The following is a 19,585-nucleotide window of genomic DNA, read 5'->3' on the forward strand; positions in this document are numbered from 1 at the left end:
CGCATCGGATTGTGGTTCCGACATTCGTGGGTTCGATTCCCATCAGCCGCCCCATTGTACGGGCCTATAGCTCAGCTGGTTAGAGCGCACGCCTGATAAGCGTGAGGTCGATGGTTCGAGTCCATTTAGGCCCATCATAGATGAATTGATCGTTTAACCTAATTCTTCTTTTAAGAAATAGGCAAAAAAAAATGGATAACTAACCGTCTCGTTGAGATCTAGTTAGTTACCCATTTTTTTATTTTATTATTCTAGATCTCCATTATTATAAGCTTCTGAGGTTACTTATCTAAAGCTATAAACTTATACCTTACAAAAGTGTAAGCTTTTGTAAGGTAAATAGATTTTCCATTTACTACACACAAGACATAATTGTAGTAGTATTAAAGGAAATAGGGGGAAGGTAACGAATGTCATTTACAGAAACCAACATCAATATATTTAGAATGATTAATGACTTAGGGAAAGAATACACATATTTAAATTCTCCGTTTGTTTTTATTGCTGAATATACAGTATATCTTTTAGCGCTAGCAACGATTATTTATTGGTTTACTCGTGAGTATAAGAATAGAATGATGGTTATAAGTGCGGGATTTACTTTTATTTTTGCTGAAATCATCGGAAAACTAGCAGGAACACTACATTCAAACTATCAGCCTTTTGTTGAACTGGAAAATGTGAATAAATTAATAGAAAAAACAGTAGGAAATTCCTTTCCAAGTGACCATACGATCCTTTTCTTTTCATTTTGTATGACTTTTTGGCTTTATAAAAAGGGCTATGGATTTTTATGGATAATAGCGGCAATCTTAGTAGGGATTTCAAGAATGTGGGTAGGGGTTCACTATCCTGCTGATGTCGCTGTAGGGGCAATAATAAGTATCATTTCTGCGATTATTTTTTACTATGTTGTGCCTAAGATCGGATTCATTCAGAAAGTATTAAAGATTTACGAAAAGGGTGAGGGGTATATTTTACCTTCAAAAACGAAATCAAAGGATTTTTGATAAATAGTTGAATCGAATGAAAGATAGCAGACATAGCTACTTTAAGGAAGAGCATGGGAAATTATAAAGCCAGAGGGGAAAAACGAACTGTTTTTATCCTCTGGCTTTATTTTTTTGACTTACCGTGCAGCCTATCCTCTAGCCTACTAAATCACTTTTCCCTATTCTGTTACTAGTATTTGTGGAAAGAGATAAAAAGTGATCAAAAATGGAGCATATTAAATTTAATTTTTAAAAAATTCGGAAATATCCTTGACATTAAAGTAGGTCTAACCTTTATGCTAAAGATGTAATTTACTTTAGAAGGGGTGTTTAGATGTATCGTTGGGACGGCGGCTTTATTATGGTGGAGCCTGACAAGTTTGATGAAGCAATTGCATGGTATGAGACAATTTTAGGATGGAAATGTTTGGACAAAGTAACCTCTTGGGTAGGAAAGAAGGGGTTTATGAAAATGCCAAGGTCTGGGGTGGTCACAATCAAATCATTTGAAGGTGTGTATGATCATTTCCAATCCTCAGAAACAAAAGGGAACGTGAAGCTTGGTTTTGCTTCATACGATTTGGATGAGACTTTAAGTTATTTAGCTGAGAATGATGTGGCGTTTACAGAAATTCATGCGTTACCAAATGGTCAAAGGTATTGTGAAGTTTATGGATTTAATCAGACGAATCTAACGATAGTAGAGGAAGCAAGGGGTGAAGATCGTACAGTTTATCCACCTTCTGGTATTGTTGGTTTTGGTACGGTTAATACGATTATCCATGTAAGAGATCCGAGGTTATCTGCACAATGGTATGAAAAGCACCTTGGATTCGAAGTCGTGGAAGTTGATGCGGAAAATGGATATGCCCATATGAGGTCAGAGGATGCGTACGATAGAAATGTATTAAATCAATGTTTTTGGGATAATATCTGGCTTTTGCAAACAACAAAAATAGTAAAAAAGCCAAATGACAATCAAGTTAGAACTTACTATGATATACGCCCAGACGTGTTCTTCGATGAGTATAATAAGTTAATTCGCAATGGGATTAAGCCTTCGGAAATTGCAGGTGATCCAATAAATGGATGGGGTGGATTCCATATTTATGATCTAGATAATAATCGTATAAATGTTTGGTCATATATAGTGAATTGAAGGGGAATACAGATGCATATTACTATACAGGAATTTTCCAAGAGGACAGGTCTTTCTCCTAGTAAGTTAAGATTTTATGATAAAAAAGGACTGCTAAATCCATCTGCTCGATTAGAAAATGGCTATAGGGCCTATACAGCTGATCAAATTCCCCTTGCTAAAATCATAGACTCCTTGAGACTGGCAGATATACCGATAAGTGAAATAAAAAGATATAGTCATGCTAATGAGCAACAAAAAAAGATGATGCTCGACCACTGGAAAATAGATTTAGATAAAAGGATGGAAGCCTTGGCGGCGGCTAGGAAATATGTAGGTGGCATCAAAACGGATAATACCCACCCCTTGTTATTATCAAAGTGGGAAAAGGAGAAGCGTATGGTTTGGCAAAGGTTTGAGGCGAAAAGAAATCCACATCCATTTTTGTCATATTTCATTCTAGCAAAACAGAGGATTCAAGAATATGGAGGAGAAGTTTCTGAACAAGTTTATGTAAGAACCGAGCAATTGACACCTGATAAAATTATTGGAGAGATTGGCTTTGAGGTAGGGTCACAGTTTCTGTTAGAAGAAACGGAAAATATTCGGCTCGAGCTAGTTCCACCTACATTATTTGCCGTTTTACAAAATTGTCGGGCGGATGATGCATTCTTATGCTTCTCCTACATACAAGTAGTCATTCGGTATGGTTTTCAACCAGCACAAGTAAATAAGATTGAAAGATATGCGGATACAGAAGCGGTTACCTTCGATTATTTAATCCCGTTAGTAAACTAATGTAGGATAGCAATTTTTAAACAAACGTTTGAATAAAGAATTTGCCGAATAGCTAAATACCAATGCTCGATTGCTTATAACAAAAATTAACTTTTTAAATTACTATTTGAGAAAAAGTGATTATCATTGGCACTTAAAATATATCCCATCCCTAATAGGGAATGGGCTTTTTTTAGGCGAACTCCTCTTTCACCAACCACTGTGTCTAATCCCTTCGGAAATGTCTTACCATTTCATACACGTTCATTCACCTCATATGCTACGCGTATTCCAGATTCAATAGCCCCCTCAATCCATCCATGGAAGAAAGAAGTATGCTCGCCAGCAAAGTGCAGCCTTTCTTCATGCTTCTGAATCGAATCACCAAAATCCTCCATTTGGCCAGGAGTAAATAAGGTAAAGCACCCAGCTGAAAAGGGATTTTTCCCCCAATTAAAGGAAATCCCCTGCAAATATTCCATATAAACTATATTTCCATATACTTTGGCAAGATCCTTAAGCGCATAGTAAATAATATTTTTATTAGACAAGCTGTTCCACAGCATTGCATCATGTCCCCAGCTATAGCTGGCAAGAAGGATACTTGGTCCATTTTTTCCGACACCATGGCTAGGTATATAACTAAAACGTATCGGAAGATCTGAAATTGCATTTCCCACTTTGAATTTTTCCCAAAAACGACTTTTAAACTCAATGGCAATTTTGACTGAAGTAACACTTTGTAGTGAACGTATGGCTCGCCATTTATTAAAAGAGAGAGAATCATACGGGATAACATCAATGAACTGGAATACAGGGAAGGGAATGGTAGTAATTGCAAGATCCCCAGAAAATGAGTGGACTTCACCTGTTATCTGATTTCTCGTCTGAAAAAGAATGTTTTTATCAGTTTGGATGATTCTTTCCACCTTTTGACCATATAAAATATTGTTGTGAAGTTCAGCAAGGAAGGACAATGGAAGTTTGTCATTTCCGCCATGAATTTCATAAAACTCAATGTCTGCATTAAAAATAGGAAAGATAATATCAATTAAAATATCAGTAAAGGATAATTCCTCAAAGCCTTCCATATCAAGTAATACATTAATCATTCGGATAGCATTGGAAGATAGGGGGGGACCTAGTGGATTGTATTTCAAGAAATCTTGCATCGAGTACCTGCCGTATTGCTTTAATAATTCCTCACGCTGTTCAGAAGTACTATTGTTATAAAGATCGATAAAAGGTTTGACAGCTGTTAGAAACAGCTCAGCAGCGGTTTTTCCTTTTTCCCATTCTTGAATAGGAAAGCCTAATATATCAGGATTATTCTCATACTGTTTTCGTGTTGTAAGGACATTATTAACGAAGATTAAGTCATAGGGTGTAGAATTGATAAACTTATTTGTACGAAGTTTGAAGAGGCGAATGTATTCCCATATGAGAACATGAGTATTCGGGATTCTCATAGCTCCTAAATCAACGTAATTCCCCTTAGTAAATGGATGTCTTACTGTGTAAATTCTCCCGCCTACACGGGTATTTCCTTCCAGTATAGTAACTTTATGTCCTGCTTTTTTTAATAACGAGGCTGACACTAATCCGGCAATCCCAGCGCCTGCAATTAAGATTTCCTTAGGTGCTGTTCCTCGTTTTAGCCCATTTCTGATGATAGCTAGCATATCATCAGGATAATTAAGTGAAGAAAAACTAGTGGGAACGCTTTCCAAACTCTCACCTCCTAATTTTCAAATTATGAAGATAGGGAGGCAGTTATGCATAAGTGTCATAGGGATAGCTAGTTATTATTACTTGACGAAGGGTATAGAAGGGTGCTAATTTATATTCCTTAACTAAATTGTTCATTTTTGAACTGTTTATAATTGGAGGGATGATGAAGCGAATATGAAAAGTGATAATGAAAAATTAATTCGTTCAACACAATTATTGCGCTCCTTTTGGAGAGTCCAGAAAAATATCGTGCGATTTGTTCAGAAAACAGCTGTGGAAAATGGATTATCTGTACCCCAATATACAGTGTTAATGACGATTATACTCCATAAGGAAATGACACAAAAAATGGTAGGAGAACAAACCTTTCTTCCCAAAAGCACGCTAAGCTATGCGGTGGATGGACTTGTTCAGGAAGGCTTTTTAAGCCGTCAGAAAGTAAAAGGGAATCGAAGAGAAATGCAGTTATCGATAACGAATGAAGGAGAAGCATTTCTAAAGAAGATACATCTTCAAGATGGTGGTATTCACCAACTGTTTCAGGCTGCGATGGAGCAGCTAACAGATAAACAGTATGAAGAACTCCTTGAATCGCATTTGCTCCTTTCAAACTATTTAGAAACCCAAGCGGCAGATCAAGGAGGGAATTAAATTGATAAAAATACTGAAGCATTTGTCCGTCTACAAATGGATTATTTTAGCGGTTTTAGGTCTTGTCTTTGTACAATCAATGGCTGAGCTTTTTTTACCGACACTGATGGCAGATATCGTTGATAATGGAGTGGTTATAGGGGACACACCATATATTTGGAAGATTGGTGGTTTAATGCTTGTTGTTTCAGCAATAGGGGCCTTAGCTTCTGTTATTGCAAGCTATTATTCATCTAATGCAGCAATGGGACTTGGCCGTGATATTCGGAGAAAGGTTTTTAGTCATGTGGAGAAGTTTTCATTGCAGGAATTTGACGAAGTTGGAACGTCATCACTCATTACACGAACAACAAATGATATTACGCAAATTCAACAAGTTGTCATTATGATGCTTCGTATGGTTGTAAGCGCACCGATTATGTTAGTCGGGGGAATCATTATGGCTGTTTCAAAGGATGCAGAATTATCCCTTATCATGGTTGTTACAATGCCTGTGTTAATTGGTTCGATTCTATTTATTTTTAAAAAAGGAATGCCACTTTTTCAAACCGTTCAAAAAAGGCTCGATCGTTTAAATCTTGTTTTGCGTGAAAATTTAACAGGGATCCGAGTGATACGAGCGTTTAATCGTGAACCACAGGAGAAAGTACGCTTGAAGAAGGCGAATAAAGAACTGACAGATGTTTCAATTAAAGTGAATAAAGTGATGGCGTTTATGATGCCTGTAATGATGCTTGTTATGAATCTGACTGTTGTTTCGATTATCTGGTTTGGTGGAATTCGCATTGATAATGGAGCCATGCAAATAGGGGATTTAATGGCTTTTATCCAATATGTTATGCAAATTATGTTCGCACTTGTTATGGCTTCTATGATGTTTGTTATGGTACCTCGTGCAGCAGTATCAGCAAAAAGAATAAATGAAGTACTTGATATGAAACCGGCATTTCTTGATGAAGGAAAACTGAAAGCAGATCGTGAGCAAGGGACACTTGAGTTTGAGCATGTGACTTTTAGCTATCCAGGTGCTGAAGAACCCGCGCTGACAAATATTAGTTTTAAAGCCAGAAGGGGTGAAGTAACAGCAATTATAGGCGGGACCGGATCAGGGAAATCAACGCTAGTTAATTTGATTCCCCGTTTTTATGAAGTAACTAGCGGCTGTATTCGTGTGAATGGGGTCGATATTAGAGAAGCTCCACAAAGCGAGATACGTTCAAAAATAGGCTTTGTGCCGCAAAAAGCTATGCTTTTTACTGGCTCAATAGCTGAGAATATTCGTTTCGGAAAACCCAACGCATCCCAGGATGAGATTGAACATGCCGCTCGAATTGCGCAAGCAGAAGATTTTATACAACTAATGAAAGATGGATATGAATCAGAAATTGAGCAGGGAGGATCCAATCTTTCTGGGGGGCAGAAACAAAGATTATCGATTGCCAGAGCGCTTGTTCGAAAACCGGATCTATATATATTTGATGACAGTTTTTCTGCACTTGATTTCAAAACAGATGCAAAGCTTCGTCAAGCACTAAAAGATGAAACTAAGGATGCAACTGTGCTGCTTGTTGCCCAGCGGATTAGTACAGTCGTTGATGCGGATCGTATCATCGTTTTAGAAAATGGACGTATTGCAGGAATCGGTACACATCAGGTTCTAATTGAAACGAATGATGTTTATCGTGAAATCGCCCTTTCACAGCTTTCAGAGGAGGAGATCGCATGAGCAAGAGGAAAAAAGCTCAAACTAGCCACCAGATGGGGCAAGGCCCAGGTGGAGGAAGCATGTTGATGATGGGGCAAAAAGCAAAAGATTTTAAGGGGACATTAAGACGTCTATTGGGTTATTTAAAACCTCGAAGATACCAATTGACGGCTGTTTTTGTTGCTGCGATATTGAGTACAATCTTCATGATTGTCGGACCAAAAATTATGGGAACAGCGATAACTGAATTATTTGAAGGGGCATATGGGAAATTTCAAGGTATTCCAGGGGCGGCAATTGATTTTACAAAGATTGGCCAAATATTGCTCCTTCTTGCTGGATTATATGTTTTTAGCAGCTTGTTCAGCTATTTACAGCAATATATTATGTCGAGTGTTGCTCAAAAAACTGTGTATGATCTAAGAGAAGATGTAAATGAAAAACTGGGAAGACTGCCTCTTAAATATTTTGATGGCAGATCTAATGGAGAAACACTTAGCCGCGTGACAAACGATATTGATACAATTGGCAGTACACTTCAGCAAAGCTTGACGCAGTTTATTACCTCTATTGTTACAATTGTTGGGATAATTATAATGATGCTCTCAATTAGTCCAATCCTGACTTTAATTGCAGTAATTAGCTTGCCGGTTTCAATGTTTGCCATCGGACCCATATTGAAAAGGTCCCAAAAACATTTTGCTGATCAGCAGAGAACACTTGGCCAATTAAATGGACATATTGAGGAAATATATACGGGTCATCAAGTAGTAAAATCATTTGGACATGAAAAAAAGGCGTTAGAGCAATTTGATACTGTAAATGAGGAATTATACGCAGCGGGCAGAAAAGCTCAGTTCATATCAGGTATTATTATGCCGATTATGTTTTTTATTGGAAATATAAGCTATGTCATCATTAGTGTAGTAGGCGGAATTTTGGTTACGCAGAGAGCCATTACCATTGGGGACATTCAAGCTTTTATTACGTATTCAAAGCAATTTACACAGCCAATTACACAAACAGCAAATATCGCCAACATAATACAGGCTACCGTTGCAGCTGCTGAACGTGTGTTTGAACTTCTTGATGAAGAAGAGGAGAAGAAAGAAGTGACGACAGAGTCTTTATTACGTGCACAAGGTGCTGTTACTTTTGAACATGTGGATTTCGGATATGGGGAAGATCTGTTAATTAAAGATATGAATATTAATGTAGCGCCTGGTCAGACAGTAGCCATCGTTGGACCAACAGGTGCAGGGAAAACGACGATGATTAATCTCCTCATGCGTTTTTATGAATTAAATGGCGGAAAGATCAAGATAGATGGTCATGACACAAGGAAAATGTCGCGCAGAGATCTTAGAAAAAGCTTTGGAATGGTACTTCAAGATACCTGGCTTTTCAATGGGACAATTAAAGATAATCTGGCATATGGAAAGGATGGAGCAGCAGATGAGGAGATCTATGCAGCTGCACGGGCAGCACATGCTGATCACTTTATTCGCACCTTGCCAGATGGCTATGAGACGGTATTAAATGAGGAGGCATCTAATATCTCGCAAGGTCAAAAACAGCTCTTGACGATTGCACGAGCGATTCTTGCAAATCCGCCAATAATGATATTGGATGAAGCGACTTCAAGTGTAGACACAAGGACAGAAATCTTTATTCAGCAGGCGATGAACCGATTGTTGGAAGGACGGACAAGTTTTGTTATTGCTCATCGTCTTTCAACAATAAAAGATGCTGATTTAATTCTTGTCATGAATGAAGGCAAGGTAATTGAGCAAGGGACACATTTAGAGCTTCTTGAGGAAAATGGGTTCTATGCCGATCTTTACAACAGTCAGTTCTCAGAAAAAACAGCAGGATAAGTCATATATAATAAATAAAAACAGCCTTTCCTCCAGAGGGGCTGTTTTTATTTACCTTTATTACCTAAAAAAGTATAAAAAATGAAACTTTATAGCTATTCAAAGCGTTTTATTAATAATAAGACTCTGGTCCTAGATAAAGATAGAGCTCGGGATTGTTCAACTGTTAAGGAATTTATAGGAAGATGAAATTAAGAATAGATATGAAAAAACGGAATGCGAACTTGCTAGTTGTTAGAAGGGGGATATGAAATGGAAGTGTACATCATTCTTACAGATACAGGGACATTATTAACTAAAATGATTAGAAGGTTCACGAAATACCCTTTAAATCATGCTTCCATTTCCTTTACAAAAGAATTAGACAAAACGTATAGCTTTGGAAGAAAACGCGTAAACAACCCATTTATTGGAGGCTTTGTAAAGGAAGATATGAACGGAAAATTGTTTAGTAAGGCTAAATGTGCAGTTTACAAATGTTCTGTTTCAGAATTAGAATATAAACAGATGCTCAATGTTGTTCGGCAAATTGAAGTTGAAAAACATGAGTATAAATATAATTTTATTGGTCTTTTTGGTGTACTTTTAAATAAAAAAATTCATAGAAAAAAAGCTTTCTTTTGTTCGGAGTTTGTAGCAACCATTTTATATTCCGGTGGAATCGTGATTAGTAGTAAAAACCCAAGCTTTGTTAAACCCGATGATCTAGCAAACTGTGAGAAATTGAGTTTAATATATGAGGGAGAGCTTCAAGCCTATCTTTCACCTCAATGCAATCATATAAATCCTAAGCTTCCTAATGAAGGGGAGGTAAAGGATTCATACATTGAAAAAACGAAATATATAGGTGGTTACAAATATATAGGAGGTAGCTTTTAGGCTATCTTCTATTTTTTTGGGGCAATTTTCAAAAGAAGAAAGGGGAATAGAGATAGATGTTTAAAATTTTTATCATTGAAGATGATAAGCAGCTTGTTCGTTTACTAGAAGATCATCTAGATAAATTTGATTTTGACGTAAAGACTGTTGATAACTTTGAAACTGTAGGCTCCCAATTTGAACAATATGAGCCACACCTTGTTCTACTGGATGTAAATTTGCCAAAATATGATGGCTATTATTGGTGCCGCCAAATTAGGAATCTATCTACTTGCCCAATTTTATTTATTTCTGCACGTGAAGGGAAAATGGATCAAGTGATGGCACTTGAAAATGGAGGAGATGACTATATTACAAAGCCGTTTGACTTTGAGATTGTGATTGCAAAAATTAATAGCCATCTTAGAAGGGCTTATGGTTCATATGCAGCTTCTCAAAATAGCCGCACCATTACCGTGGGAGGCTTAAAGCTGGATGTGGAGCGAATGATTCTCACATTCAATGATGAAAACATTGAATTAAGTCATACAGAGGCAAAAATTTTGGATGAATTAATGAAAAAATCGGAACGTGTGGTCAGCAGAGATCGATTACTAGAAAAAATTTGGGATGATCAGGCGTTTGTTGATGATAATACATTAAATGTGTATATCACACGTGTGCGAAGAAAGTTGGCAACCTTACATATAAGTAATGCATTGCAAACGATTCGCGGAAAAGGGTATCGTTTCATTTCAAACTGGGGGCATGATGAATGAAGTTATTTTTCCGGGAGCAGATGTCCCTCATTTTCATTTATTTTCTGCAATTATTCCTTATCTTACTCGTTTATTGGCTTGATGGTTACCGAAATATGGCTGTTAGTGGGTATGCTGCTATACTGAGCATCTGTCTTCTTACAGGATATCTTATTTATCGCTATATACGGAATAAAGGCTTTTATCAGCGGCTGGCAAACCCGCTGACTTCAATAGATGGTTTGGCGAACGATTCTCAAGGAGCAGGCTCTCCTTTAGCTGAAGGTTTGCAGCAGCTGTTGAAAGCTCAATATAGCCATTATAAAAAAGGCTTGCATACCTACAAATATAGGCTAGAAGATCATATTCAGTTTATCAATCAGTGGGTTCACCAGATGAAGACACCCGTATCTGTTATTCATTTAATGATCCAAGAAGAGGACGAGCCAAAGTTTAAGGCCATTGGAGATGAGGTAGATCGTCTAAAGAAAGGCCTAGAAATGGTTTTATATAGTGCGAGGCTTGAAACATTTGATCGGGATTTCTATGTAGAAACCCTCCATTTAGAATCAACTGTACGTTCGGTAACCTCCAGTCAGAAACGTTTATTTATTCGTAAGCGCATTTTTCCATCCATCCTCATAGATGTTCATTCAACAATCGTCTCCGATGAAAAATGGCTGTCATTTGTATTAACACAATTGATTACGAATGCGGTCCGCTATACGGTAAAGGAAAATCGTAAGGTGTATTTTAGAGGGTACAAACGAGGAAAAAATAGTATATTGGAAATACAAGATGAAGGTGTTGGTATTCCAGCTAGCGACATTTCCCGTGTGTTTGATCCGTATTTTACAGGAGAAAACGGACGGAACTTTCAGGAATCTACAGGAATGGGGCTGTATCTAGCACGACAAATATGCGAAAAACTTGGCCACCAAATCGAAATAGAATCAAAAGTTGACCACGGGACTACTGTACGCATCATCTTCTAGTGTCTTTTCGCGGTGCCTGGCACCGCGAAAAGACACTTTCTTTATTTTTGTATGCTGTGGGTGAACACTTAAGAACTAATTACCTTACAAATTTGTAAGCTAACTGTAAGTCAGCGACATAGTACGGTCAGTGGATTTAAATATACAATGAAGCTACAAACAGAACAGGGAGTGGATAGCATGTCGGTTCTCAACGTGAAGCATTTAGAGAAAATCTATGAAGGAAAAGTGGCTCATAAAGCACTGAATAATATAAATTTCGCCATTGAAAAAGGGGAGTTTGTCGGGATTATGGGGCCGTCAGGGAGCGGGAAAACCACCCTATTAAATTTAATAGCAACGATAGACCGACCGACATCAGGAGAAATATTTATCGGGGAGAAAAATCCGCATGTGCTCAATCGAAAGGAAACGGCCTTATTCAGAAGACACGAGCTTGGTTTTGTCTTCCAGCATTTTAACCTGCTTGATACATTAACGGTCGAGGAAAATATTGTTCTTCCACTTACGCTTGACGGGGTAAGTGTGCGTGAGATGGAAGCTAGACTTCAGGAAGTTGCTAAAAAGCTAGGGATTGATCAAATTTTGAAGAAACGGACGTACGAAATTTCTGGCGGACAAATGCAAAGAACAGCGATAGCGAGATCAATTATACATAAACCTTCACTTATTTTAGCAGATGAACCAACAGGTAATCTTGATTCAAAGGCATCAAAGGATGTTATGGAAACGATGACATCTTTGAATGAGGAAGATGGGGCAACCGTTTTAATGGTCACTCATGATGCAGTTGCTGCCAGCTTTTGTCATCGTGTTATCTTTATTAAAGATGGAAAGCTATATAATGAAATCTATCGCGGAGATAATCGTCAGGCGTTTTTCCAAAAAATTATTGATATGCTTGCACTGTTAGGAGGGGATAGCCATGACCTTTCCACAGTTCGTCTTTAGAAATGTCATCCGTAATAAGCGGACATATGCGGCATATTTTTTAAGCAGTGCTTTCTCTGTGTTGATTTTCTTTGTCTATGCACTTTTTATTTTTCACCCTGATATTAAAAATGGGGTGACTGCTTCGCTTGCTGTACAGTTAATGGCAGCGGCAGAAGTGATTATGTATTTCTTTTCCTTTTTATTTGTTTTATATTCTGTCAGCACTTTTCTAAAATCACGAAAGCGTGAATTTGGGATATTAATGATGCATGGAATGACGAGAAGTCAATTAAATCGTATGGTGTTTTTTGAAAATATGCTTATTGGGCTTGCGTCTATTCTAACAGGGATTGGTATTGGGATACTTACTGGGAAGCTTTTTTTAATGATTGGATCAAGGATGATTGGAATTGAACAGCTTCCATTCATATTATCGACAAAGGTATTAATCATCACAATAAGTGCTTTTTTAATCTTATTTTTCTGCATCTCCTTATTTACAGCTGTTCTTGTCCGAGTGAATAAACTAATCGATTTATTTCAGGCGGGAGAAAAGCCGAAAAAGGAGCCGAAAACATCTGTATTTCTATCCATTTTCTCAGCAATACTTTTGCTAGTCAGCTATTATTTAGCCGCTACGGCAACGATGTATTCACTATTGTTTCGGATGCTGCCGGTCATTGGCATGACAATTGTTGGGACATACTTCTTCTATACACAGCTATCGGTATTTATTACGAAATTATTGCAAAAAAATCGGCTGCTGTTTTGGAAAAAAACAAATATTATTACGATTTCTAGTCTTGCTTATCGTTTGAAAGATAATGCCAGGATGTTTTTTATGGTTACAATAGTTTCAACGGTGGCATTTTGTGCAGTTGGGACACTTGCTTCGATGAATGTGATGAATAAGCAATTTGACGCAGAGTATCCAGCAGAAATCAGTTATATCGCAAAGAATGAGGAGCCGCTTCATCAAAAGAATTTAGCACAAATAGAGGCGGATTTAAAAGCGAATCAATTGAGCTATCATAAGAATCAAGTACCGGTAAAAATAGTAGAAATAGCATCTGCATCTTTTAAAGATCCATACTCACCTGAAGAAATAGCTGTGATATCTTTTTCTGATTATAAAAAGATTGCTAAAGCAGCAGGTTATCATTTTACAGAAAGACCGCTTAAAGGACACGACACATTGGCAATGCTGACATCAACACTTGGAAGATTTAAGCAAGCAACATTTACATTAAAGCAAGATCAAATAAAGCTTGAACGTAAAAAATCGACAGAGCATGTTGTGTTGCCGTGGCAGCTTGTCTATAAGGAAGGACTTGTCGTCAGCGATGAATTATATGAAAAACTTGTACCAATAAACACAGAAATATTTACTGGCTTTTATACAAAGGATATTGAGAAAACGATGGGGATAGCAGAAAATTTAGTGAAAGATGGAGTAGCCTTTCCTTCTGATGATAGCTCCTATTCGATGACAGTGAGCGGGACTTTATTAAATAATCAAATGAGCATGTTTAAGATGATGTTATTTGTTGCTTTATTAATAGGGGCAGTCTTCTTTATCACGGCAGGAAGCTTCCTTTACTTCCGTCTTTATGCAGATTTAGATTATGACCGCAGGCAGTATTTAACCATTAAGAAAATCGGCTTAACCGACCAGGAAATGAATAAGATTGTGACTCGCCAGTTAGCCTTGTTATTCTTTGTTCCTATTGTGGTTGCTTTTATTCATAGCGGATTTGCTTTTATGGCACTGCAAAGCTATTTTACATTATCAATCGCAAAAGAGATTGTTATTGTTCTTGCCAGCTTTCTCGCCGCACAGCTCATTTATTTTTTCTTTATTCGCTACAATTATTTACGTAATTTGAAGAAATCGTTAATCTGAAGTGAATAGATCTTGTCTATTGTGAAGTATTTAGAGCCTATTTTGTTTGCTAAGCAAAATAGGCTCTTTTTATTTAAGTGAAAAGAAATATATATAAACTAAAATGTAATATATATATTGCATTTTGTAATCAATAATATATAATAGGATAAATAGGAAGTAACTTGCTAGGAGGGAACGTACATGAAATGGCTTAAAAAAAGACAGAAAATCGCAGACGAAAGAATCATCAATATGCAAAACAAAATATATAAGGAAATTTACATGATTGTGATGGTTCTTTGTTTAATGTCGGTTGCTATGAAGTATTATTTTTACGGGATAGATATAAAGTTAGTGACTACAGAGTTGGTTATTTTATTTGCCTCTGGCCTTTATTATACTGTTCGGGCAGCAAGCATGGGCATCTTCTCGGATGAAGTGGAGCTTCATGATCGAAACAGCAAAGTTCCAATGAGCTCAAAAAATGTATATATCGGTTTGGGATTAGGTGTAATTATAGGTTTATTTTTTGGGATTCGAAGTGCAATAGTATATGGTAATGGTTTATTGAACAGCCTCTTTTATTTTGTTATTGTGTTTTTTGCTGCATTGATGATCTACCTTCCGTTCTTTCTTGTTTTATTTGCTGGCAGCTTTTCTGTTGCTACGAAAGCAAGTAAAAAAGCATCTGAACAGGATTTAGACGAATGACAGTCTAAAAAGCGGGGGAAAAGCAATGAAAAATATTAAATTAAAGGTAGCTCGTGTTGCAAAAGATTTATCACAGGATGAATTAGCGAAACTTGTAGGGGTTTCAAGGCAAACAATTGGGCTAATTGAACAAGGAAAGTATAATCCAAGCTTAAATTTGTGTGTGGCAATTTGTAAGGCATTATCAAAGACCTTGGATGATTTATTTTGGGAAGAGGATGAAGAATGATAATGGGAGGAAGGTAGATGGAATACGTATTAGCTTTAGACAATGTCAAGAAGAAGATAAAGGGCCAAGAAATTATTAAAGGGCTAAGCTTTTCTGTCAAAAAAGGAGAAATCTTTGGACTGTTGGGACCTAATGGTGCTGGAAAAACAACTACGATCCGAATGATTGTCGGATTAATGGAGATAAGCAGCGGGGATATTATCGTCTGTGGCAAAAGTGTTAAAAAGGATTTTAGTAAAGCGATTCAGCAGATTGGAGCGATAGTTGAAAATCCAGAGATGTATAAATTTCTTACTGGATATCAAAATTTGCTTCAATACGCGCGAATGCAAAAAAATATCTCTAGAGAAAAAATAGCAGAGGTTGTAGAGCTTGTTGGATTGAATGAGCGGATTCATGATAAGGTTAAAACTTACTCGTTAGGGATGAGACAAAGACTGGGGTTAGCTCAATGCCTTTTGCATGATCCCCAACTATTAATTTTAGATGAGCCGACCAATGGGTTAGATCCAGCTGGGATCAGAGAAATTAGAGACTATTTAAGGAAGTTGACTCATGAAAAAGGGATGAGTGTGATTGTTTCAAGTCATTTATTAAGTGAGATGGAAATGATGTGTGACAGAATTGCGATTATACAAAAGGGAGAGCTAAAAGAAGTGCAGGAAGTGAATTCATTAATTAATGATAAACATATCCTATACGCCTTCGAGACAGGAAGTCTGGGTGAAGCCATGCAATGGCTTCAAAAGCATTATGAACTGAAAAAAGTAGATTCTGGGTTTACTATAAAATGTCAAAAGACGGATATCCCTGCTATAATCAATCAATTAATTGAACGGAATATTGCTATTTATAGTGTGAAACCAATTTCAAAAACGTTAGAAGACCATTTTCTTGAAGTGACTGCTGGTTAGGGGGAGATAAGTCTTGGGAAATTTAATACTGAACGAATGGATTAAGGTAATTAGAAGAAAAGCAACCTTATGTATGATTGGAATAATGATATTGTTTGTAATTGGATTTGGTGTGTTGACGAAATTTATGGATAGCCAAACTCCGGCGCCAGAGAACAACAACTGGAAGCAAACGATAGAAAAACAGTTGGAAAATGATCGCTCTTCTTTAGAACAAACAGGTGCGAATAATGCTAACTTAAAAATGTACTATGAAAGACAAATCGCTATTAAAGAGTATCAGCTTAAACAAGAAATCCCTCCACAGAATGAGATGCATATGTGGACGTTTGTAGAGGATTCACAGGCACTAATTACGTTTGCAGGGTTGTTTACGATTATAATTGCCGCGGGAAGTGTCTCATCAGAATTCTCATGGGGGACGATTAAACTCCTTTTAATTAGACCGTTGAGTCGGTCAAAAATATTACTGTCCAAATATGTGACAATTCTTTTGTATGGGTTATTTTTTCTTACTATCCTATTTGTTTTATCAGCTATTGTCGGTTTTTTATTATTTGGTGCTCCAGCTGATACAGTTACCTATTTAGCATTTGCAAATGGGGAGGTAGTTGAACGAAATATGGCTATTCATTTAGCTGCCCAATACTTACTAAGCTCAGCAGATGTGCTATTAATTGCTACAATGGCCTTTATGATATCGGCCATATTTCGGATTAGTTCATTGGCTATTGGTTTATCCTTATTCCTTTTATTTACTGGAAATACCGCAACTATGCTCTTAGCAAGTAAGTTTGAGTGGACGAAGTACCTCTTATTTGCAAATACTAATTTAACTGTATATTTCGATGGGGTCCCGCCTGTTGATGGTATGACACTTTCGTTCTCGATTATCGTCTTGATCGTTTACTTAGCCATTTTTCATACATTGGCATTTGCGCTATTTAACAAAAGAGATATTGCTGCATAATAAAAATTTAATCAATAAAGTCAGCTTCCTATGTTATCTTAGGAAGCTGACTTTATTTGAAGCCGCTGAAAACGCGGTTGAATAGCCGTTAAATTATAAAGTCTTCCTTTCGTTCCCCCAAAAAGAACAGACGGTGCAAAGGCCTTGTCATTGCTACATAAAGCAGCTTGATATCTAGTTCCGAATCTCTCGAAAATGTCTCATTAATACAGACGATCATAACTGCATCAAATTCCAAGCCTTTTGCTAAGAAGGATGGAACGATGACCATTTCATCTTTTGGGATTTTTTCTTGTTCTTCAAGTAATTTAACAGGCTCATGGGAGTTTTCTTTAAAAAGGCTATCCAGGAGCCTGCAGTCTTTCATTGTTTTCCCGATGACTGCAATTGTTTTATAATTTTCCTTTTTTAAACGAGACACTTGCTTTTCAATTTGGCTGACAAGTTCTTTCCCGTTTTTTCTTTTAATAAACTTTGGGCTTTCTCCGTGCCTGACTACAGGCTCTACTACAGGGAAGGAGTAGGGGAGCAGCCGCATTAGCTCATTTGCCTTTTCCATAATTTCAACAGTCGTACGGTAGCTTTTTTGCAGTTCTGTGTATGTTGCGCGTGGGAAAATTTTATTTACTACCTCTTCCCAAGATGCCAGCCCCCGATAGGAATGAATCCCCTGTGCAAGATCGCCAACAAGAGTAAACATATCTGTATCAAGTGCTTTTTTCAGGGAGAGAAGCTCCATAAAGCTGTAATCCTGTGCTTCATCAATGACAATATTTTTTGCCTTCAATTCCTTAGGTATTCCGAAGAGATAGACCTGCAGATATAGCAAAAGAGCGAGATCTTCTCTTTCGAACTGTTTTTTTGCAAATAGCTGTTTGTTATATTGGCAGAGAACATTCGCCTCTTGTTCAGTAAGTTGGCCCTCTGCCCACTGGCAAAGCTGCTTCGAATCATTAAACAAGGATTGGTAGTATTGAATTAATGTCTTTCTTGGAAACTGCTTCATATAAGAAGAAACAGCATTTCTAATGGCTTTTTTTATTTCAGCAAGTCTCAGTGCCTTCTTATCAAGCGCATCAGATACATATTGCCTTCTTTTGTCTGGATCTTTTCCTTGATAGATTGCCCGTTCGATTCGATCATCGTAATATGTTTCGATTTTTTCTATCATGTTTTTCTTTTTCTTAGCTAGGTCATTCTGAAGGACTGCTTTCAGCTTTTCTAATCTTCTATATAACGGAAGATAATTATAATCATCTTTAAAAAGCTGGATGAATTTTTTATAGCTGAAAAGCCGAAATTTATCGACAGTAAAGTCCTTTGAAGGGTAAAAGGTTTCATAAACACTAGTTATATAGTTGGTTAATATGCGATGAAAGACAGGGGAGCCTTTTATGGATGATGCCCATGCGGCAGTTTGCGTTTCGCTGCAATCTGAGTTTTCCAAAAGGCGTACGAGTTTGTCATCATCTTGAATGTTTAGCTTTTGATCAATACATGCTTGTATATAGTCTTGCAGAGTCGTTTGCCTGACTTTTTCTACGCCTAATTCCGGCAGTGCCTCTGATATGTAGTCGATAAACAGACGGCTTGGCGCTAAGATCATTAACTGTTCAGGGGCAAAATTTTCTTTATATTGATAAATGAAATAACTTATTCGATGAAGGGCAATTGTTGTTTTCCCGCTTCCAGCAGCCCCCTGGACAATAATCGGCCGATTTAGGTCAGCCCGAATAATTTTATTCTGCTCCTCCTGTATGGTGGAGATAATTTCAGTCAGGCGATTGCTTGAGCTTTTTGATAAAGACTCTTGAAGTAGCTCATCTGTCGTTGTTAGATCGATATCGCGAATTTCATCAAGCTGACCATCTTCAATCATAAACTGGCGCTTTAAAGACAAATAGCCCTTAAAGCTCTCTTCATAGGATTCGTAATGGACCTCGCCAAGCCGTCCTTCATAATACAGATTGGCAATTGGCGAGCGCCAATCCACAATAATTTGTTCCTGATTTTCCCTTGAGTATAATGATGTTTTTCCGATGTATAAGCTTTCTTTCTCCTCCAAGCCTTCACGTAAGAGATCAAGTCTGGCAAAATATGGCTTCCTTCTCGCAATCTTCAAGTTTTTTAATTCTTCACGGGACATTTCAAAGAATCGTGCATTTGTTAAAAGGGATAAATAGCTCATGCTGGATTCGAGCGCGTCTGTATCCTGAAAGGCCTCTTTCATATTTTCTAGAAATTGATCCTTGCTCGTTTCAGCTGTTTTAATCACGACATCAATATACTTTTTTGTAAATTCTAGACGTTGAACTTCGTGTTGAAAATCGGGGTGCTGTTGTTGAGATGACATTTGAATCTCCTTTCCATTTACAAATTCAGCCGCAATGGAGAAATACAAAGGAGCGTGAGTGACAAGAAGCTTATATTATCAGAAAAGTTAGTCGGATGCAATACAAAT

17 protein-coding genes and 1 tRNA gene are annotated in these 19,585 nt (G+C 37.3%); 16 read left to right on the forward strand and 2 right to left on the reverse strand.

From position 1 onward, the window contains the following. The first annotated feature begins 60 nt into the window (after positions 1-60). From RUH74_RS16365 to RUH74_RS16380, 4 genes are all read left to right on the forward strand, one after another. A tRNA-Ile gene (locus RUH74_RS16365) sits at positions 61-134 on the forward strand. Between the two features lie 276 nt (positions 135-410). Next, positions 411-1,010, forward strand: coding sequence for an undecaprenyl-diphosphatase (locus RUH74_RS16370; protein ID WP_313801882.1), 600 nt, complete (start codon positions 411-413; stop codon positions 1,008-1,010). 316 nt (positions 1,011-1,326) lie between these two features. Beyond that, entirely contained in the window at positions 1,327-2,151 is an 825-nt protein-coding gene (locus RUH74_RS16375; RefSeq protein WP_313801884.1) for a VOC family protein, read from the forward strand. Between the two features lie 12 nt (positions 2,152-2,163). After that, positions 2,164-2,928, forward strand: coding sequence for a helix-turn-helix domain-containing protein (locus RUH74_RS16380; protein WP_313801886.1), 765 nt, complete (start codon positions 2,164-2,166; stop codon positions 2,926-2,928). 233 nt (positions 2,929-3,161) lie between these two features. Here RUH74_RS16380 and RUH74_RS16385 read toward each other — a convergent pair whose 3' ends face one another. Further along, a complete protein-coding gene (locus tag RUH74_RS16385; protein WP_313801888.1) occupies positions 3,162-4,637 on the reverse strand; it encodes a flavin monoamine oxidase family protein in 1,476 nt (491 codons plus the stop codon). 175 nt (positions 4,638-4,812) lie between these two features. Here RUH74_RS16385 and RUH74_RS16390 point away from each other — a divergent pair, with 175 nt between their 5' ends. From RUH74_RS16390 to RUH74_RS16445, 12 genes are all read left to right on the forward strand, one after another. Further along, on the forward strand, positions 4,813-5,289 hold the full coding sequence (locus RUH74_RS16390) for a MarR family winged helix-turn-helix transcriptional regulator (RefSeq protein ID WP_313801890.1): 477 nt from the start codon (positions 4,813-4,815) through the stop codon (positions 5,287-5,289). A gap of 1 nt (position 5,290) precedes the next feature. Beyond that, positions 5,291-7,015, forward strand: a complete 1,725-nt coding sequence (locus RUH74_RS16395) for an ABC transporter ATP-binding protein (protein WP_313801892.1) — start codon at positions 5,291-5,293, stop codon at positions 7,013-7,015. Continuing rightward, positions 7,012-8,871 carry an ABC transporter ATP-binding protein gene (locus tag RUH74_RS16400; protein WP_313801894.1) on the forward strand — a complete coding sequence of 620 codons (1,860 nt, stop codon included), beginning with the start codon at positions 7,012-7,014 and terminating at the stop codon, positions 8,869-8,871. Before RUH74_RS16395 ends, RUH74_RS16400 begins: the two co-directional genes overlap by 4 nt. A 252-nt stretch (positions 8,872-9,123) precedes the next feature. Then, positions 9,124-9,750, forward strand: a complete 627-nt coding sequence (locus tag RUH74_RS16405) for a hypothetical protein (RefSeq protein WP_313801896.1) — start codon at positions 9,124-9,126, stop codon at positions 9,748-9,750. Positions 9,751-9,806: 56 nt separating this feature from the next. Beyond that, complete coding sequence (locus RUH74_RS16410) at positions 9,807-10,508, forward strand: response regulator transcription factor (RefSeq protein WP_313801898.1); 702 nt, start codon at positions 9,807-9,809, stop codon at positions 10,506-10,508. Continuing rightward, positions 10,505-11,482, forward strand: a complete 978-nt coding sequence (locus RUH74_RS16415) for a sensor histidine kinase (RefSeq protein WP_313801900.1) — start codon at positions 10,505-10,507, stop codon at positions 11,480-11,482. Before RUH74_RS16410 ends, RUH74_RS16415 begins: the two co-directional genes overlap by 4 nt. Before the next feature lie 180 nt (positions 11,483-11,662). After that, positions 11,663-12,433 (forward strand): ABC transporter ATP-binding protein, encoded by a 771-nt coding sequence (locus RUH74_RS16420; protein WP_313801902.1) that lies wholly within the window; start codon positions 11,663-11,665, stop codon positions 12,431-12,433. Beyond that, a complete protein-coding gene (locus RUH74_RS16425) occupies positions 12,408-14,318 on the forward strand; it encodes an ABC transporter permease (protein WP_313801904.1) in 1,911 nt (636 codons plus the stop codon). The genes RUH74_RS16420 and RUH74_RS16425 overlap by 26 nt, the downstream gene beginning before the upstream one ends. 183 nt (positions 14,319-14,501) lie before the next feature. Further along, a complete protein-coding gene (locus tag RUH74_RS16430; protein ID WP_313801906.1) occupies positions 14,502-15,011 on the forward strand; it encodes a DUF6773 family protein in 510 nt (169 codons plus the stop codon). 25 nt (positions 15,012-15,036) lie between these two features. Beyond that, complete coding sequence (locus RUH74_RS16435) at positions 15,037-15,240, forward strand: helix-turn-helix transcriptional regulator (RefSeq protein WP_313801908.1); 204 nt, start codon at positions 15,037-15,039, stop codon at positions 15,238-15,240. Positions 15,241-15,257: 17 nt separating this feature from the next. Beyond that, positions 15,258-16,154, forward strand: a complete 897-nt coding sequence (locus tag RUH74_RS16440) for an ABC transporter ATP-binding protein (protein WP_313801910.1) — start codon at positions 15,258-15,260, stop codon at positions 16,152-16,154. A 13-nt stretch (positions 16,155-16,167) separates the two neighbouring features. After that, the gene (locus tag RUH74_RS16445; RefSeq protein ID WP_313801912.1) at positions 16,168-17,124 is read left to right on the forward strand and encodes an ABC transporter permease; all 957 of its coding nucleotides are present in this window, start codon (positions 16,168-16,170) and stop codon (positions 17,122-17,124) included. An 88-nt stretch (positions 17,125-17,212) separates the two neighbouring features. Here the strand turns inward: RUH74_RS16445 and helD are convergent, their stop codons facing one another. Continuing rightward, positions 17,213-19,477 (reverse strand): RNA polymerase recycling motor HelD, encoded by a 2,265-nt coding sequence (gene helD / locus RUH74_RS16450; RefSeq protein WP_313801914.1) that lies wholly within the window; start codon positions 19,475-19,477, stop codon positions 17,213-17,215. Positions 19,478-19,585 lie beyond the last annotated feature (108 nt).

Source organism: Cytobacillus sp. (genome assembly GCF_032154635.1).
Classification (GTDB): Bacteria; Bacillota; Bacilli; order Bacillales; family Cytobacillaceae; genus Cytobacillus.

Bases quoted from the DNA above. Each gene is read 5' to 3' on its own strand.
- RUH74_RS16400 (WP_313801894.1), top strand. From the start codon at position 7,012: ATGAGCAAGAGGAAAAAAGCTCAAACTAGCCACCAGATGGGGCAAGGC.
- RUH74_RS16425 (WP_313801904.1), top strand. From the start codon at position 12,408: ATGACCTTTCCACAGTTCGTCTTTAGAAATGTCATCCGTAATAAGCGG.
- RUH74_RS16380 (WP_313801886.1), top strand. From the start codon at position 2,164: ATGCATATTACTATACAGGAATTTTCCAAGAGGACAGGTCTTTCTCCT.
- RUH74_RS16370 (WP_313801882.1), top strand. From the start codon at position 411: ATGTCATTTACAGAAACCAACATCAATATATTTAGAATGATTAATGAC.
- RUH74_RS16435 (WP_313801908.1), top strand. From the start codon at position 15,037: ATGAAAAATATTAAATTAAAGGTAGCTCGTGTTGCAAAAGATTTATCA.
- RUH74_RS16410 (WP_313801898.1), top strand. From the start codon at position 9,807: ATGTTTAAAATTTTTATCATTGAAGATGATAAGCAGCTTGTTCGTTTA.
- RUH74_RS16415 (WP_313801900.1), top strand. From the start codon at position 10,505: ATGAAGTTATTTTTCCGGGAGCAGATGTCCCTCATTTTCATTTATTTT.
- RUH74_RS16420 (WP_313801902.1), top strand. From the start codon at position 11,663: ATGTCGGTTCTCAACGTGAAGCATTTAGAGAAAATCTATGAAGGAAAA.
- RUH74_RS16430 (WP_313801906.1), top strand. From the start codon at position 14,502: ATGAAATGGCTTAAAAAAAGACAGAAAATCGCAGACGAAAGAATCATC.
- RUH74_RS16440 (WP_313801910.1), top strand. From the start codon at position 15,258: ATGGAATACGTATTAGCTTTAGACAATGTCAAGAAGAAGATAAAGGGC.
- helD (WP_313801914.1), bottom strand. From the start codon at position 19,477: ATGTCATCTCAACAACAGCACCCCGATTTTCAACACGAAGTTCAACGT.
- RUH74_RS16375 (WP_313801884.1), top strand. From the start codon at position 1,327: ATGTATCGTTGGGACGGCGGCTTTATTATGGTGGAGCCTGACAAGTTT.
- RUH74_RS16405 (WP_313801896.1), top strand. From the start codon at position 9,124: ATGGAAGTGTACATCATTCTTACAGATACAGGGACATTATTAACTAAA.
- RUH74_RS16390 (WP_313801890.1), top strand. From the start codon at position 4,813: ATGAAAAGTGATAATGAAAAATTAATTCGTTCAACACAATTATTGCGC.